The sequence below is a fragment of the Pseudoflavonifractor sp. An176 genome, assembly GCF_002160435.1.
Lineage (GTDB): Bacteria > Bacillota > Clostridia > Oscillospirales > Oscillospiraceae > Enterenecus > Enterenecus faecium.
The window spans coordinates 112,463-127,341 of sequence record NZ_NFKO01000003.1; the positions used below are offsets into that span (position 1 = coordinate 112,463).

Genomic DNA, 14,879 nt, shown 5'->3' on the forward strand with positions numbered 1-14,879 from the left:
TATTATAACGCATAAACTCCCATTTGACAATCATGCAAAGTTGAAGTACAATCATAGAGCAAGTAAGCTGGACAGCCGCGTGGGCAGGTCGAAAGGCCGTCCATGAGGAAAGTCCGGGCTCCGTAGGGCAAGGATAACGGGTAACGCCCGCCGAAGGCGACTTCAGGAAAAGTGCAACAGAGATATACCGCCTTGCTTTTGCAAGGTAAGGGTGGAAAGGCGGAGATAAGCGCCCGCCCGATGACTGGGAACTGCTCATCGCTGTAAACTCTATCCGGAGCAACACCGTGGAAACGCACACAAAGCCGGCCCGGCTGCGTTGAGGAGGTGGCTGGAGTGCAGCGGCAACGCTGTGCCTAGATAGATGGCTGTCTTAAAGGACAGAACCCGGCTTACAGGCTCACTTGTACCAAAAACGGCTTGCCCCGTCCGGGGTAAGCCGTTTTTCTCTTGACAGGCGGGGAAAATCCGCTATAATAAAATCCGCAATTCCATAACAGACAGTTCGGAACCATCCTGTCTCTAAACAAAACTACGGGAAAGCCACAGCCTTGGGCTGTGGTGCGCTTTTGTGCGCAAACAACGAGGATGGTGTACGCTCCGAAACCGGAGGGTGCACCTTATTTTTTGTCCATGGAGGGATTCAAGGTGGAACTCAGTCGCTATTCTGTCATCGAAGATAAAAACCCGCGGGAAATTGTTTTGCTGCGGGGCCGGGGGTGCGCCTGGAAGCGGTGTCGGTTTTGCGATTACCATCTGGATGCCTCCCAGGACGAGGAAGCCAACCTGATTCTCAACCGGGAGGCGCTGTCCCATGTCACGGGGCGCTATGGCCGCCTGGAAGTCATCAACTCCGGGTCCTTTGCCGAGCTCCACCCCTCTACCCTGGCGGAGGTGGACCGGGTGTGCCAGGAGCGGGGCATCCGGGACCTGCATGTGGAGAGCCACTGGCTGTTTCGCAAGACCATTCCGGCTCTGCGGGAGCACTTTGCAAAGCTGGGGGTGACCCTCCACGTGAAAATTGGAGTTGAGACCTTCGATGCCGACTACCGGGAGCGCATCTTGGACAAGGGCATTGACGAGACGGACCCTGCCGCCATTGCTGCCCCCTTTGATGAGTGCTGTCTCCTCTTTGGCCTGTCGGGCCAGAGTGTGGAGGGCATGAAGCGGGACGTGGAGACAGGCCTTGCTCACTTTCACCGGGTTTGTATCAACGTGATGGTTCCAAACACCACCCCAATTCTTCCTGATTTGGAGGTTCGGGCAGCCTTTGTGCGGGAGGTCTACCCTCTGTACAAGGACAACCCCCGGGTGGATATTCTGTTGGAGAATACAGACTTTGGTGTAGGAGAGAAATTATGAGAAATGAACTGCTATTGATTGTCACCCTTTTGGTTCTATACGGCTCTGTGCTGCTGTGGTTTTTCCTGTTTGGCACCAGTGGCCTCATGTCCTTTACCGTCTTTGCCACCATTGCCGCCAACATCGAGGTGCTGATTTTGGTCCAAGCCTTTGGCATGGAGATGACCCTGGGCAATATCCTCTTTGCCACGACCTTTTTGGTCACGGATATTCTCAGCGAGATTGCAGGAAAAAAGCAGGCCCAACAGGCGGTATGGATTGGCATTGCCGCCAATGTTCTCTTTGTGCTGGTCTCCCAGTCCTGGCTGATGTATGTGCCCTCGGTGAACGACTGGGCTACTCCGTATATGCAGGCCATTTTCTCCAATACCCCCCGGCTTATGCTGGCCTCTCTGGCCGTGTACGCCATTGTCCAGGTGTTTGATGTGTGGCTGTACCACAAGTGGTGGGAGTTCACCCAGCGCCGCAGCGGAGATCGGCGGGCCTTTTTGTGGGTGCGAAACAACGGCTCTACCCTGGTTTCCCAGCTGCTCAACGCTATTTTATACACCCTGTTTGCCTTCTACGGCAGATACGACCTGCCTACCCTGGTGTCCATTATCCTCTCCAGCTACGTCATCTTTATCTTTACCTCTCTTTTGGACACCCCCATTGTGTACTGGGCTCGGCTCATCCACGAAAAGCGTCAGGCGGTTGGATAAAATTTTCCCCCTCCACGGTGCAAACCTGTGGAGGGGTTTCTCTTGTGAAACGAAATGATCTATGGTATAATCACCGAGATTTCATAGGTTTTGATATAAAGGAGAGACAAGCAATGATCAAACTGGTTGTCAGCGATATCGACGGCACCCTGCTGCCCTACGGGGAGACCAAGCTGTCCGGAGAAATCTTTTCTCTCATTGAGCAGCTCAAAGAGCGGGGCATTCCCTTCTGCCCTACCTCCGGTCGGCAGTACCACTCCATCCGCTCCCTCTTTCCCCACATTGCCGATGAACTGTCCTATGTGTGCGAAAACGGCGGCGTGATTTACGGACCAGGCACCGAGGACACCGCCCCCATCTTGGGTTCTACGCCCATGGAGCGCTCCTCCGCTCTGGCTCTGGCCCGGGAAATTTTAAACTTGCCTGACAGCCAGCTGCTGATCACCGGCCCCAAATATGCCTACCTGTGCCAGTGCACCCAGGACTACGTGGTGCACATGCGGGATTTCAAGGGCTTCCAGTTGAAAATTGTAGAGGACGTGGAAGAGATCCCGGAGGAGATTCTGAAGGTGTCCGCCTACTGTCCTCTGGGCACCAAGCCCGCCGCAGAGGCCCTGGGCCCTGCCTGGTCCACCGTCTTCCACATGGCTGTGGCCGGAGAGGACTGGCTGGACTTCACCCTGGCGGACAAAGGCGTGGGCGTGCTAGGCCTGTGCCGCTCCATGGGCATTGACCCAAAGGACGTGCTGGCCTTCGGCGACAACTGGAACGATGCGGCCATGCTCTCTGTGGTGGGCCATCCTTACCTCATGGCTGCCGCAGAGCAGGGGCTTCTGGAGCAGTTCCCCACCACCTGCCACCGAGTAGAGGACGTGCTGCGCTACTTCTTAGATACCAACCAACTGCCCTAATCTCACCATATAAGACGGAGGACAACTCATGTTTCCAGAAGGATTTCTCAAACGGCTGGAGGTCCAGCTGGGCCCGGAAGAGCTGGCGGAGTTTCTGGCGGCGGCCGAACATCCCCGGTGGGTGGCGCTGCGCCTGAACAAACTGAAAACCCACACCCCGCCCCCTCTGCCCCAGTTTGGCCTCTCCCCGGTGCTTTGGGCAGACAGCGGCTATTACTATGACCCCGATACCCGGCCCGGCCTGTCTCCCTACCATGAGGCGGGGCTGTATTATCTCCAGGAGGCCAGTGCCATGGCCCCGGCAGGGCTGCTGGATGTGCAGCCAGGCATGCGGGTGCTGGACCTGTGCGCTGCCCCTGGCGGGAAGTCCTCCCAGCTAGCTGCCCTGTTGGACGGACAGGGGCTGTTGGTGTCCAACGAGATCGAACCCAAGCGGGCGGTGATTCTCAGCCGCAATCTGGAGCGCATGGCAGTGGCCAATGCCCTGGTGCTCAATGAGCATCCCCGCAAGCTGTCTGAGCGGTTCGTGGAATATTTTGACCGGATTCTGGTGGATGCTCCCTGTTCCGGCGAGGGCATGTTCCGCAAGGAAGAGGCGGCCTCCACCGACTGGAGTGTGGAGACGGTACAGATGTGTGCCCACCGCCAGGGCGAGATTCTCCACTCTGCCGCCCAAATGCTCCGCCCCGGCGGCCGCATGGTGTACTCCACCTGTACCTTTGCCCCTGAAGAGAACGAGGGGGTCATTGCCGCCTTTCTCCAGACTCACCCTGACTTTTCCCTGCTCTCCGTGGACGCCCCTTGGTTTGCACCGGGCCGCGCGGACTGGGTGGACGCCCCGCCCTGCGGCTTAGAGCATACCTTCCGCCTCTGGCCCCATAAGCTCCACGGCGAAGGCCACTTTGCAGCGGTGTTGGAGCGTCAGGGAGATGCAGCGGGTCAGGACCAGCCTTTGGAGCCCGCCATTGCCACACCCAAGGAATTGAGGGAGTTCTGTGACGCCGCTGGGGTCACGCTACCCCAGGGAAAGCTCATCTCTTTTGGAAAGAATCTGTGGATGGTCCCGGAAGAGATGCCCGCCCTGAAGGGACTCAAGGTGCTGCGTGCTGGTCTGGAGCTGGGCCAACTGCTGAAAAATCGCTTCGAGCCCGCCCACGCCCTGGCCCTGTGGCTGAAAGAATCGGCCTATCAGGTGGACTATTCGGTAGACGCTCCGGAAATTGCCGCCTACTTGTCCGGGAACACCATCCCCGGTACCCAGACGGGATGGACCCTTCTGAAAGTGGACGGGCTGTCTCTGGGCTGGGTCAAGGGCAGTAACGGCGTGCTGAAAAACCACTTTCCCAAGGGCCTGCGGCGTACGCTGCGCTAAGGATGCATCAAGATGGGAAAATCGGGCAAACTGATTTTGCCATGTGAAATGTGTTGAGAGGTGAGGGAAAATGCGCATTGCATGTATCGTCCTGGCCGCTGGGAAGAGCACCCGGTTCGGCGCAAACAAGCTGCTGGCGCCTCTGGTGGACAGACCGCTGCTGGTGCACACCCTGGACGCTATTCCACGTTCCTGCTTTTCTCAAGTGGTGGCGGTGGTCAGCAACCCAGCGGTGGAACAGCTGTGCCGCCGCTGCGGGGTGGACGTGCGAGTCTATGAGGGCGGTCCTCAGAGCAAATCCATCCGCTTGGGGTTGGAGAAGTTAGAAGACGCAGATGGGTGTCTGTTTGTCCTGGGGGACCAGCCCCTGTGCAGCGCAGACAGCATCCGCCGTCTGGTGGCTGATTTTCAGGCGCGGCCCCAGACCGTGCACCGTCTGGCCTACCAGGGCCAGCCCTCCAGCCCAACTCTCTTCCCTGCCCACCTCTTCCCTGACCTGATGGAGCTGACCGGAGAGCACGGCGGCATGGCCGCCGTGGGCGACACTCCGGTATGTTACGTGGAGGCAGGAGGCCCCCACGAGCTGTGGGACGCCGATACGCCGGAAAAATTGTCCAGAATTCAGCAATATTTACAGGCACACCCCTAAAGTCAGTCTAAAGAATAAAAAAGAGCCGATGTCTGTGAGATCACTCACAGGTTCATCGGCTCTGCGTCTTTGCGGCTGGCTCTTTGATGACAGTAATGTGTAAATGTTCTGCTTTGATTAAACATTCATGTTTGCATTTCGGGCAGTAGAGAGGATAATTAACCAAAACTGTGTCCTCTCTTATTTTATCACGGGTTTTACCTCCACAAAGAGGACACAATATCCATTTCGCGTCCATATCATCCCCCCTTTATCTTTACCCTTTGTTCTTAGCGCAGAAAATGTTAATTGCGTTACTGAAGTGTGATGCTTAATTTCCGCGCTAGGGGCGTGTTAAAGGGCTGCTGGACGATGGATTTTTTGGGCGTCGTCCAGCAGATTGAAATTCATACTGGCTATACCATATAATCACTTCGTAGTGCTTCCACCAGGTTGCATTTCAGGATTTGTTTGCCGCCCAGGTAATATGCCAGTGCGACAAAGCCAAAAAGTGCCACGATAAAAAGTAGGATGGGAACGATTGGAGCCACCGCCAAAAATTCCATTGGGTTCAGGTAGCTTGCCGTTATCATAAACCACACGAATAAGGAAGTAACGGGCAACGTGATCAAAACGGGACGGCCAGCGATGACAAGGGCCTCGATCCAGAACATTTTTCGCATACTCTCAGGAGTCATTCCGATGGACATATATCTTGCAAATTCTCTTTTTCTTTGACGGATAAATCCCAATGTATTAGAAAATACGTTGGCAATCCCGATGATGGCCAACAACACACACAACGCCCCGACTACCAGTTTGTACCCGTTCAGCATAGCATCGTTGTCTATCTTTTCCTGAACCCGGTTTTCTACCTCAAAAGATAAGTCATGTCCCAGCACATTCGTTAGTTCGGTTTCAATCGCATTCAGTTTTGTCAGAGTTCTCTCATTTTCTGAAAGAATGCGAATATAGGTGCCTGGTCCCGCATTTCCAATCGTTTCCTGAATCTGTTTCCAGGTGGAAAGGGAAACAAATTGAACTAAAGCATAATTATCATATTCTTCTCTTAAAATCGGAGGTTCTTGTGTAAGGCCCAAAACCGGGATCGACACAGTTGTAGCCATGTCTTCCTTGTTTTGCAAAGTCATCGTGTCTTGGTTCTCTGATAAAAATGGAACGTATTCCTTGTATCTGAAATTGCTGTTTATGTTGTCCCAAATACGATTCAGAACAACGCTTCCGTTCTCCGCTGAAGAAACACCAATCTGTTCACAATACTTGACAAAACTGCTGTCATCCATAATTACAATGGGAGCCTGAATGGTATAAATTCCATCCGCCGCACTGACATCGCTTCCTGCGATTGCTTCAAGGCCTCCCAGACTTTTTACTTCTTCGCTAATAGCGTCCGCCGGAACAAAGCAAGTGGCATCTGCCTTTTGATAGATTACACTGTCTGTATCAGCCAAAGCATGGATTTCATTCGTATAAGCAAAGTCCTCGATCTTTGTGTCCTCAAGCGTTCCCATAACATCCCAGGCATCCTGGTAGCGTTCAAAATAGGTATGGTTTGTACTGATTCCAGATAGAGTAAAAAAGCTCAGCATTAGAGCGAAGCCCAAAAAAGAAAGAGTCAATGACAGCGTAGCGGTTCGCAGAGATTTCTTCTGTGCTTTCAGCGCATTCCCGGCAAGCTCTCCTTCGGTTCCAAACAAAAGCGCAAGAATACGGGATTTTTTTCTCCGTTTTAGCTGCAATTCCTCCGTATTTTTTATGGCTTCCAGTGGGGTCATCTTGCTCAATTTCCTGGCTGGCAGCCAGGTGGAAATCAGCACTGTCAAAAACGAGGTTAGAATCGTGACTGCAAATACCAGCGGATGATAAGTAAAGACAGCTTCATGCCTGCCGACAATACCCTCTGCGAGGACATTGACTGCCTGGATAGTTCCAAACGTCAAAGCGATTCCGAAAAAACTTCCAAGCAAAATAGGAATGACGCAAAGCATCACCGCTTCCTGTAAAAGACAGATCCGAATTTGCCCCGGTGTCGCCCCAATGCTGGAAAAGATGCCAAATTGATGTACACGGGTATTCATAGATACAGCAAACGAGTTATGAATGATTAAAATCAAAGACACCGATACAAGTAGGAGTACAAAGAGATAAAAAGCCATCAATAAGGGCGGATTGCTGTCCTGCGGATCGTTGATGAAATAATTTGACAACAGTGATTCGTGATACGATACGGAAGTTTCAGGAACACCTAACTGCCGGGCGATAAGAGGCATATCCTGATACACAGCCCTCATGTTATCAAAGCAAATATCAACTACAAGAGTTTGATCGTCTGATAACTCCTCATTGAGCACAGCCGTTTTTACAGTGGCGAAATTTTCAATTTCCGACACTGTATCTTCTTCAAACGACCCGCTGATGCGTCCCTGCCAGTTTCCTTCTTCTAAAACAACAGATTCTATTTCATAATTCCAGAAGTTATAAAACAAACCGCACAATAAAGAAAGAAATAGAGCAGAAATAAACGCCGCAACCAAAACGGATACACTGGAAGCTCGATTCTTTTTGATGAATCCTATCGAATAGTCTTTCCACATATCCTTACCTCCGTTTCTGATCGCCAACGATTTTCCCATCTTCTATAGTAATAATGCGATCTGCCTCCAATGCGATCTTTTCATCATGGGTAATCAGAAGAATCGTCTGTTCCAGGTTACGGTTAGATAGTTTTAGCAAGTCAATAATTTCCTCTCCGTTTTTCCGATCCAGATTGCCGGTTGGTTCATCAGCAAGCAGGAGCGCCGGACGGTAGATCAAAGAACGGGCGATAGCAACACGTTGTTGCTGTCCGCCAGATAGTTGGCTGGGCAGTGCTTCCAGCTTATCTTCAATCCCCAACGAATGTACGATCTTCTCAAAGTATTCCTTATTGGGGTTGCGCTTATCTAGCAGAAGCGGCATGAGAATATTTTTTTGGACAGTAAGGGTGGGGATGAGATTATAAAACTGATAGACCAGCCCGACCTTCCTGCGCCGAAAGATAGCTGCCTGTGTTCGGTTCATGGTGGAAATATCCGTTCCCTCTATCAGGACTTTCCCATCTGTCGGCTTATCCACACTTCCCAAAATATGCAATAGGGTAGATTTTCCCGAACCGGATGCCCCTACGATTGCTACAAATTCTCCTTTTTGTACGGACAAGTCAATGTGATCCAACGCCACGACCTGATTGTTTCCAGAGCCATATACCTTTCGGACATTTTCACATTTTAGTATTTCCATGTCACTTTCTCCTCTCTAATAAATGGTCTTGCGTACAGTATAACAAAGTAAAGTGACATCTCAGTGACTGTATATCCTTATTTCAAAACAAGCACCGCCATTTTGTAAGTTACTGGCAGTTATGGTTCCGTTCTGCAATTCAAAGATGGAACGGGCAAGAGCCAGGCCAATTCCGATTCCATCTCCAACCGCACGTTGTCCCCGATAAAAACGATCGAAAAGATGTGGTAAGTCCTCTGTGTCAAAGCCAGCCCCGTCATCCCATACCCGAATTTCTACATAAAGAGGATTACCTGAGTAGTCACAATGAACTACGCCACCCGGTTTGGAATGTTCCATACAATTCTTTATGAGATTGATGAGGGCTTCCATTGTCCACTCCAAATCCCCAGAAAATTCGATACAGCCATTTTCTGGAATGTCAACGGAAATATGATTTTCCCGCAATAGATCATTTAGATTATCTGCCGCCAGATTTAACGCGGTATAAAGATCAACCTTTTCCCGCTTGAGCGGGAGTGTTCCAGCGTCGATTTTTGAAAGCATGAGCAAAGATTCTTCCAGACGATTTAATCGCTTCAACTGCCATTTGACTTGTTCTGTGTAAGCCACCGGAATCTCTTTTTCCATAAGCTGCAACGATAAAAAGGCTGCTGTGATTGGTGTTTTCAGTTGGTGCGCTATATTAGCAAGGTTCTCTGCAAAATTGTTCTTTGCAGCAACTGCTGTTTCCCTTGTTTGATAAAGCGTTGTGACAGTTTTGTATATTTCGTCCTGCAAATGAGAATATTCATCTTCCTGTGTTTGTACCAATGTCCCGTGTGAACCGATATTGACTTGCTCCAAATACGCAGTCAAATCAGCAATTCTCTTGTGAATTTTTATGCGGGAGAGTAAGATTTCGGCTGCAAAGGCACAGGCGGTCGCAAGGAAAAATAGAATCGGAAAAAACACTGTATCCGGCGGAAAACCATTGCAAAAATCATCGGCCCGGTATCCGTACTTTTCCAGATAATCGTTCCCTCTGAGCTCTTGTTCGGTCAAGGAATGATAATCTTTCAGGGCCTCTAATAACTGCGGTTCGGCTTCAGGAGAGCTTTTTAATATAATTTCACATAGCGCCGAGGTGTGTTCAAACGCTATCTGCCGATAGGTGTACAAGAAAAAAGTCGAGATAAGTATCATACCCGCCGCAAGAATAGCAAACGGAAAAAACAAAAGTATTCTTTGCTTCCATTTTTCGCTCATTTTGTGTCCTCCATACGGTAACCAAAACTTCGGATCGTTTTCAGACAGGATGGGTTATTTAGCTTTTCCCGCAGTCTTTTCATTGTGACCGTTAGCGTATTGTCGTTTACATAGTTCCCGCTGCAATCCCAGACTTGCTCTAACAGCTGGTTTCTGGTAATTGTTTTCCCCTTGTTTTCCATCAGAATCAGGAGAATGCGATACTCCGGCTGGCTTACGAAGATTTCTTCCTGCCCATCATAGACAGCCGTTCTTTCTTTATCCAACATCAAGTCATCGCAGGACAGCTTTGTATTGTCTATGCCTTCGATTCTTCGTAACAGAGCTAAAATGCGGGAATACAAAACAGCAAGATCAAAGGGCTTCACCACATAATCATCTGCCCCATTTTGGAATCCGGTAACAATGTCGTGGGAATCGCCACGAACCGTCAAATATATAATAGGGATATATTTCCATCTCTCCCGAATCCAAAGACACAATTCATTTCCTTGTCCGTCCGGCATATTCCAATCCAGCAAAACGACAGTAGGCAGGTGACCAATTAATGCTTTCCTGACATCGGAAATTCTATCAAAAACAGTCACTTTGCAATTCTGCTGTTCCAGATATTCTTTTACAGATTTTCCAATTGTTTCATCATCTTCCGCATAATAAACTTCAATCATATTGTTCTCCTCCCAGTTGCTTCGCACTCTTGTAAATAAGCAGAACACTAGCTGTTTTCACAGCTCTGAATATGCGCCCATCGGTGCAGAAATAATTTACCTACAAAGTTTCTTGTCGTCTATAATCAAAACACTATTCATGCTTTAACCTTCCTTGTTTGGTTCTACCGTCTATCGGCTTTTCCGCGTCTTTCGGAATCAGCCAGATTGTAGCCATCTTGATAGCGCCGGGAATACGGCCATCGGCGCAGTAGTAGTTTACCCTGCGAGGGGTCACGCCCCATTTTTTACTCGCTTCTTTCAAGGTCATATAGTCCATAGCGCACCTCCACAAAGTGCATTATAGTTCTGCTGCTCGAATAAAGCAAGGAACAGAAAATATACAAAGGTGTATATCGAATTGAAAATGAAGGGGAAAAGCCCAGTTAATAAACTAATCTGTGAATTAACGATTGTCCCACATCAGATTTTCTTCCTTGAAAAACAGGTTGAGGATTCTGAAGTGGAAACGATTGTTCGTATGCTACATAACTGTGATGAGCGGTCTATGCAAATCATCAAAGTCACAATAAGAGCCGCAATGGAAAGCTAGCCGAAAGAATAGTATGTACCCAGCCGATTGGCACGGGGTGTGCTTTTTGTCGCTTTACATCCTCATGAAAGTACGGTACAATATATTGTGTATCGTTGTGCATTGGCCATATGATTTGAAAATACAAGGTTTGGAGGAAGTGTCTTGTTGACCATCAGACAATATGTCCGGGCAGAGAGCCTGGAACAGGCCTACGAATTGAACCAAAAGAAAGCCAATCTCATCCTGGGCGGTATGCACTGGATGAAAATGACCACCCGCAGTGTGGACACTGCCATTGACCTGTCCGGCCTGGGGCTGGACACCATTGTGGAGACAGACCATACGTTTGAGATCGGCTGTATGGTTACCCTGCGCCAACTGGAGCAGCACCCTGCCCTCAATGCCTGGACGAACCATGCTGTGGCCGATGCCGTCAAGGACATTGTGGGCGTGCAGTTCCGCAACACCGCCACGGTGGGCGGCTCCATCTTTGGCCGCTACGGCTTCTCCGACGTGCTCACCGTATTCCTGGCCCTGAACGCCAAGGTGGTGTGCCACCACGCCGGAGAGATTTCCCTGGAGCAGTATGCCCAGATGCCCGCGGACCGGGACATCTTGGTGAAGCTGGTGGTGGACAAGCAGCCCATGCGGGTGTCCTACCAGGCTATGCGCCATGCCCGCACCGACTTCCCCATCCTCACCTGTGCGGTCTCCTGCGTGGATGGGGTGTGGCAGGCATCCGTGGGTGCCCGCCCCCACAAGGCGGCTCTGGTGCGAGACCAGGAGGGGCTGCTCTGTGGCGGTGTGGATGAGGCCAGCGCCGCCCGATTTGGAGACTATGTGGCCGGGCAACTGAATTATGGGTCCAACATGCGGGGCAGCGCTGCCTATCGCCGTCAGATTTGCGGCGTACTGGTGCAGCGGGCCGTGCTGGCAGCCTGTGAGGTGAAGTGACATGGAATTGAAATTTGAACTCAACGGCAAGAAGATTGCCACTGTGGTGGAGGCGGACAGCCTGCTGCTGGATGCGCTGCGCTCCCTGGGCTGCGCCAGCGTCAAGCGGGGCTGTGAGAGCTCCAACTGCGGCCTGTGCACCGTCTTTGTGGACGACAAGCCGGTGCTGTCCTGTTCCGTGCTGGCGGCCCGGGTGTCGGGTCGCAAAGTCACCACTCTGGAGGGACTTCAGGACGAGGCTGCCGACTTCGGGGCCTTCATCGCTGACCAGGGCGCGGAGCAGTGCGGATTCTGCAACCCCGGCCTGATGATGAATGCCATTGCCATGTTCCGGGAGAACCCCCACCCCACCGAGGAGGAGATTCTCTCCTATCTCAGCGGCAACTTGTGCCGTTGCTCCGGCTATGAGGGACAGCTGCGGGGCATTCAGTCCTATCTGGCCTTCAAGGATGCCCAGAAGAAAGGAGGGGTGTGAGGAATGCGCCATGTGAATCAACCCGTTCGTAAAAAGGACGCCATGGCCCTGGTCACCGGCAAACCGGTGTACACCGGGGACCTGCGGGACCCCAACGCCCTGGTGGTGAAGGTGCTTCACAGCCCCCATGCCAATGCCATGATCGAGAATATCGACACCTCCATCGCCATGAAGGTGCCCGGTATTGAGGCCATTTTCACCTACAAGGACGTGCCTCAAAAGCGGTTTACCATGGCTGGACAGACCTATCCTGAGCCCAGCCCCTATGACCGCTTGCTGCTGGACCGCCATGTGCGATTCCACGGGGACGCCGTGGCCGTGGTGGCCGGTGAAAATGAAAAGGCGGTGGACAAGGCCTTGAAGCTCATCAAGGTCACCTATCAGGTGCTCCCTGCGGTGCTGGATTTCCGCACTGCCAAGGATAACCCGGTGCTGGTGCACCCGGAGGACAACTGGGTGGCACACTGCCCGGTGGGGGCGGACAACCATCGGAACCTGTGCGCCCACGATGAGATGGGGCACGGGGACATCGAGGCGGTGCTGGCCGACTGTGATGTGGTGCTGGAGCGCACCTACCACACCAAGGCCAACAGCCAGGCCATGATGGAGACCTTCCGCACCTACACCTATATGGACACTTATGGGCGGCTGAATGTGCTCAGTTCCACCCAGATCGTCTTCCACGCCCGGCGCATCATCGCTCACGCCCTGGACATTCCCAAGTCCAAGGTGCGGGTGACCAAGCCCCGCATCGGCGGCGGCTTTGGTGCCAAGCAGAGCTGTGTCACCGAGGTGTTTCCCGCTCTGGTCACCTGGAAGACCGGAAAGCCCGCCTACCTGGTGTATAGCCGTCAGGAGAGCCAGACTTCCGGAAGCCCCCGCCACGAGATGGAGATCACGGTGCGCATCGGAGCCATGAAGGATGGCCGCATCCGTGGGTTTGACATGTATACCCTGTCCAACACCGGCGCCTATGGCGAGCACGGCCCCACCACCGTGGGCCTGTCCGGCCACAAGTCCATCCCGCTTTATAACCGCAACCAGGAGGCCTACCGCTTCACCTATGACGTGGTGTACACCAATATGCAGGCCGCCGGAGCCTACCGTGGCTACGGTGCCACCCAGGGTCTGTTTGCTGTAGAGTCCATTGTCAACGAGCTGGCCGCTGAGTTGAAGATGGACCCGGTACAGCTGCGGCTGATGAACCTCATTGCAGAGGGACAGGTGCCCCCTGCCTACTACTATGAGCCCTGTAACGCCTGTGCCCTGGACCGCTGCCTGAAGGAAACTGCCCAGCGCATGGGTTGGGACGAGAAATATCCCTGCCGGGATATGGGCAACGGCAAGGTGCGCAGCGTGGGCGTGGCTCTGGCCATGCAGGGGTCCAGCATTTCCAATGTGGACATTGGCGGCGCTACCATCAAGCTCAACGACGACGGCTTCTATGCCCTGACCATTGGTGCCGCTGACATGGGCACCGGATGTGACACCATTCTGGCTCAGATGGCCGCTGAGGTCATGGAGTGTGACGTGGACAATGTGGTGGTCTACGGTGCTGACACCGATGCCTCTCCCTATGACTCCGGCTCCTACGCCTCCTCCACCACCTACCTCACCGGGCGTGCCGTGGAGGAAGCCTGTGAGAAGCTGCGGGAGAGCATTCAGAAGATTGGTGCTGCTCTGATGAAGTGCGACGTGGAGGACACGGAGTTTGACGGCAAGACGGTCCGCTGTGTCAGCGACCCGCAGCGCAGCGTCTCCCTGGTGGACGTGGCCACGGCTTCCATGGTCAACAACCAGTTTGAGACCCAGTTCACCGCCACCACCTCCTCCCCGGTCTCCCCGCCCCCCTATATGGCTGGCATGGTGGAGGTGGAGATCGACAAGGCCACCGGAGCCATTCAGGTACTCAACTATGAGGCCACCGTAGACTGCGGCACCGTCATCAATCCCAACCTGGCCCGGGTCCAGACTGAGGGCGGCATTGCCCAGGGCATCGGCATGGCCCTGTATGAGGATATCACCTACACTGACAAGGGCGCCATCCGGGAGGACTCCTTCATGCAGTACAAGATTCCCACCCGTCAGGATGTGGGACGCATCCACGTGGAGTTTGAGTCCAGCTATGAGCCCACTGGCCCCTTCGGTGCCAAGTCCATCGGCGAGATCGTCATCAATACCCCCTCCCCTGCCATCGCCCACGCTGTTTATAACGCCACTGGTGTGTGGCACCGGGAGCTGCCCATCACCCCGGAGAAGATTCTGCTGGGTGAGAAGTACTACGAAACATCTTCTGTGTGAGTTTGTCACAGAAGGGCAAGATAAAAGGGTGTATGCTCAGAGTACAAAATTCAACAAGAAAAGGAGACGTTCCTCATGAATACCATTACCATCACCAAGGACAATTTTGACGCTGAGGTTCTCCAGGCCTCCCAGCCTGTGCTGCTGGACTTCTGGGCTGAGTGGTGCGGCCCCTGCCGCATGCTGGCCCCTGTGCTGGACCAGATTGCCGCTGAGCGCACTGACATCAAGGTGGGCAAGGTCAACGTGGACAACGAGCCTGAGCTGGCCCGTCAGTTCGGCGTGATGAGCATCCCTACCCTGGTGGTGATGAAGAACGGCGAGGCTGTGGCTCAGTCCGTGGGTGTGCAGCCCAAGGAAGCCATTCTCCGCATGATCTAAGACC

At 52.8% G+C, this 14,879-nt stretch carries 15 protein-coding genes and 1 other RNA gene; 10 read left to right on the forward strand and 6 right to left on the reverse strand.

The window, feature by feature from the left end:
• Positions 1 to 59: 59 nt before the first annotated feature.
• The 6 genes from rnpB to B5F12_RS03145 all read left to right on the forward strand — a co-directional run bounded on the left by rnpB (position 60) and on the right by B5F12_RS03145 (position 4,995).
• Positions 60 to 411: RNase P RNA component class A (gene rnpB, locus B5F12_RS03120), an RNA gene on the forward strand.
• A 237-nt stretch (positions 412 to 648) separates the two neighbouring features.
• Complete coding sequence (locus B5F12_RS03125; RefSeq protein ID WP_343219382.1) at positions 649 to 1,362, forward strand: radical SAM protein; 714 nt, start codon at positions 649 to 651, stop codon at positions 1,360 to 1,362.
• Complete coding sequence (locus tag B5F12_RS03130) at positions 1,359 to 2,063, forward strand: queuosine precursor transporter (protein ID WP_087230134.1); 705 nt, start codon at positions 1,359 to 1,361, stop codon at positions 2,061 to 2,063. The genes B5F12_RS03125 and B5F12_RS03130 overlap by 4 nt, the downstream gene beginning before the upstream one ends.
• Positions 2,064 to 2,176: 113 nt before the next feature.
• Entirely contained in the window at positions 2,177 to 2,974 is a 798-nt protein-coding gene (locus tag B5F12_RS03135) for an HAD family hydrolase (protein ID WP_087230137.1), read from the forward strand.
• A gap of 28 nt (positions 2,975 to 3,002) precedes the next feature.
• Positions 3,003 to 4,346: an RsmF rRNA methyltransferase first C-terminal domain-containing protein gene (locus B5F12_RS03140; RefSeq protein ID WP_087230140.1), complete on the forward strand. Its 1,344-nt coding sequence runs from the start codon at positions 3,003 to 3,005 to the stop codon at positions 4,344 to 4,346.
• A 70-nt stretch (positions 4,347 to 4,416) separates the two neighbouring features.
• Positions 4,417 to 4,995, forward strand: coding sequence for a nucleotidyltransferase family protein (locus B5F12_RS03145; protein ID WP_087230143.1), 579 nt, complete (start codon positions 4,417 to 4,419; stop codon positions 4,993 to 4,995).
• Between the two features lie 52 nt (positions 4,996 to 5,047).
• Here the strand turns inward: B5F12_RS03145 and B5F12_RS03150 are convergent, their stop codons facing one another.
• The 6 genes from B5F12_RS03150 to B5F12_RS03175 all read right to left on the reverse strand — a co-directional run bounded on the left by B5F12_RS03150 (position 5,048) and on the right by B5F12_RS03175 (position 10,509).
• A complete protein-coding gene (locus tag B5F12_RS03150) occupies positions 5,048 to 5,233 on the reverse strand; it encodes a cysteine-rich KTR domain-containing protein (RefSeq protein WP_087230146.1) in 186 nt (61 codons plus the stop codon).
• Between the two features lie 157 nt (positions 5,234 to 5,390).
• Complete coding sequence (locus tag B5F12_RS03155; RefSeq protein WP_087230149.1) at positions 5,391 to 7,589, reverse strand: ABC transporter permease; 2,199 nt, start codon at positions 7,587 to 7,589, stop codon at positions 5,391 to 5,393.
• A 4-nt stretch (positions 7,590 to 7,593) separates the two neighbouring features.
• Positions 7,594 to 8,274: an ABC transporter ATP-binding protein gene (locus tag B5F12_RS03160; protein ID WP_087230152.1), complete on the reverse strand. Its 681-nt coding sequence runs from the start codon at positions 8,272 to 8,274 to the stop codon at positions 7,594 to 7,596.
• Positions 8,275 to 8,334: 60 nt separating this feature from the next.
• Complete coding sequence (locus B5F12_RS03165) at positions 8,335 to 9,522, reverse strand: HAMP domain-containing sensor histidine kinase (protein ID WP_087230155.1); 1,188 nt, start codon at positions 9,520 to 9,522, stop codon at positions 8,335 to 8,337.
• Positions 9,519 to 10,190 (reverse strand): response regulator transcription factor, encoded by a 672-nt coding sequence (locus B5F12_RS03170; RefSeq protein ID WP_087230158.1) that lies wholly within the window; start codon positions 10,188 to 10,190, stop codon positions 9,519 to 9,521. The genes B5F12_RS03165 and B5F12_RS03170 overlap by 4 nt, the downstream gene beginning before the upstream one ends.
• Positions 10,191 to 10,323: 133 nt before the next feature.
• Complete coding sequence (locus B5F12_RS03175; RefSeq protein ID WP_087230161.1) at positions 10,324 to 10,509, reverse strand: helix-turn-helix domain-containing protein; 186 nt, start codon at positions 10,507 to 10,509, stop codon at positions 10,324 to 10,326.
• 417 nt (positions 10,510 to 10,926) lie between these two features.
• On the opposite strand from B5F12_RS03175, the gene B5F12_RS03185 reads away from it, so the two are divergent.
• Genes B5F12_RS03185 through trxA form a run of 4 tightly spaced genes read left to right on the forward strand, consistent with a single transcriptional unit; the run spans position 10,927 to position 14,875 of the window.
• Positions 10,927 to 11,718, forward strand: a complete 792-nt coding sequence (locus B5F12_RS03185; protein ID WP_087230167.1) for an FAD binding domain-containing protein — start codon at positions 10,927 to 10,929, stop codon at positions 11,716 to 11,718.
• Between the two features lies 1 nt (position 11,719).
• On the forward strand, positions 11,720 to 12,193 hold the full coding sequence (locus B5F12_RS03190; RefSeq protein ID WP_087230170.1) for a 2Fe-2S iron-sulfur cluster-binding protein: 474 nt from the start codon (positions 11,720 to 11,722) through the stop codon (positions 12,191 to 12,193).
• Positions 12,194 to 12,196: 3 nt separating this feature from the next.
• Positions 12,197 to 14,494, forward strand: a complete 2,298-nt coding sequence (locus tag B5F12_RS03195; protein WP_087230173.1) for a molybdopterin cofactor-binding domain-containing protein — start codon at positions 12,197 to 12,199, stop codon at positions 14,492 to 14,494.
• A gap of 48 nt (positions 14,495 to 14,542) precedes the next feature.
• Positions 14,543 to 14,875: a thioredoxin gene (gene trxA, locus B5F12_RS03200; protein WP_275532466.1), complete on the forward strand. Its 333-nt coding sequence runs from the start codon at positions 14,543 to 14,545 to the stop codon at positions 14,873 to 14,875.
• Positions 14,876 to 14,879 lie beyond the last annotated feature (4 nt).

Excerpts from the sequence above, each read along its gene's own strand:
- B5F12_RS03190 (WP_087230170.1), top strand. The coding sequence starts at position 11,720 with ATGGAATTGAAATTTGAACTCAACGGCAAGAAGATTGCCACTGTGGTG.
- B5F12_RS03135 (WP_087230137.1), top strand. The coding sequence starts at position 2,177 with ATGATCAAACTGGTTGTCAGCGATATCGACGGCACCCTGCTGCCCTAC.
- B5F12_RS03150 (WP_087230146.1), bottom strand. The coding sequence starts at position 5,233 with ATGGACGCGAAATGGATATTGTGTCCTCTTTGTGGAGGTAAAACCCGT.
- B5F12_RS03195 (WP_087230173.1), top strand. The coding sequence starts at position 12,197 with ATGCGCCATGTGAATCAACCCGTTCGTAAAAAGGACGCCATGGCCCTG.
- B5F12_RS03165 (WP_087230155.1), bottom strand. The coding sequence starts at position 9,522 with ATGAGCGAAAAATGGAAGCAAAGAATACTTTTGTTTTTTCCGTTTGCT.
- B5F12_RS03160 (WP_087230152.1), bottom strand. The coding sequence starts at position 8,274 with ATGGAAATACTAAAATGTGAAAATGTCCGAAAGGTATATGGCTCTGGA.
- B5F12_RS03130 (WP_087230134.1), top strand. The coding sequence starts at position 1,359 with ATGAGAAATGAACTGCTATTGATTGTCACCCTTTTGGTTCTATACGGC.
- B5F12_RS03175 (WP_087230161.1), bottom strand. The coding sequence starts at position 10,509 with ATGGACTATATGACCTTGAAAGAAGCGAGTAAAAAATGGGGCGTGACC.
- B5F12_RS03170 (WP_087230158.1), bottom strand. The coding sequence starts at position 10,190 with ATGATTGAAGTTTATTATGCGGAAGATGATGAAACAATTGGAAAATCT.
- B5F12_RS03155 (WP_087230149.1), bottom strand. The coding sequence starts at position 7,589 with ATGTGGAAAGACTATTCGATAGGATTCATCAAAAAGAATCGAGCTTCC.
- B5F12_RS03145 (WP_087230143.1), top strand. The coding sequence starts at position 4,417 with ATGCGCATTGCATGTATCGTCCTGGCCGCTGGGAAGAGCACCCGGTTC.
- B5F12_RS03140 (WP_087230140.1), top strand. The coding sequence starts at position 3,003 with ATGTTTCCAGAAGGATTTCTCAAACGGCTGGAGGTCCAGCTGGGCCCG.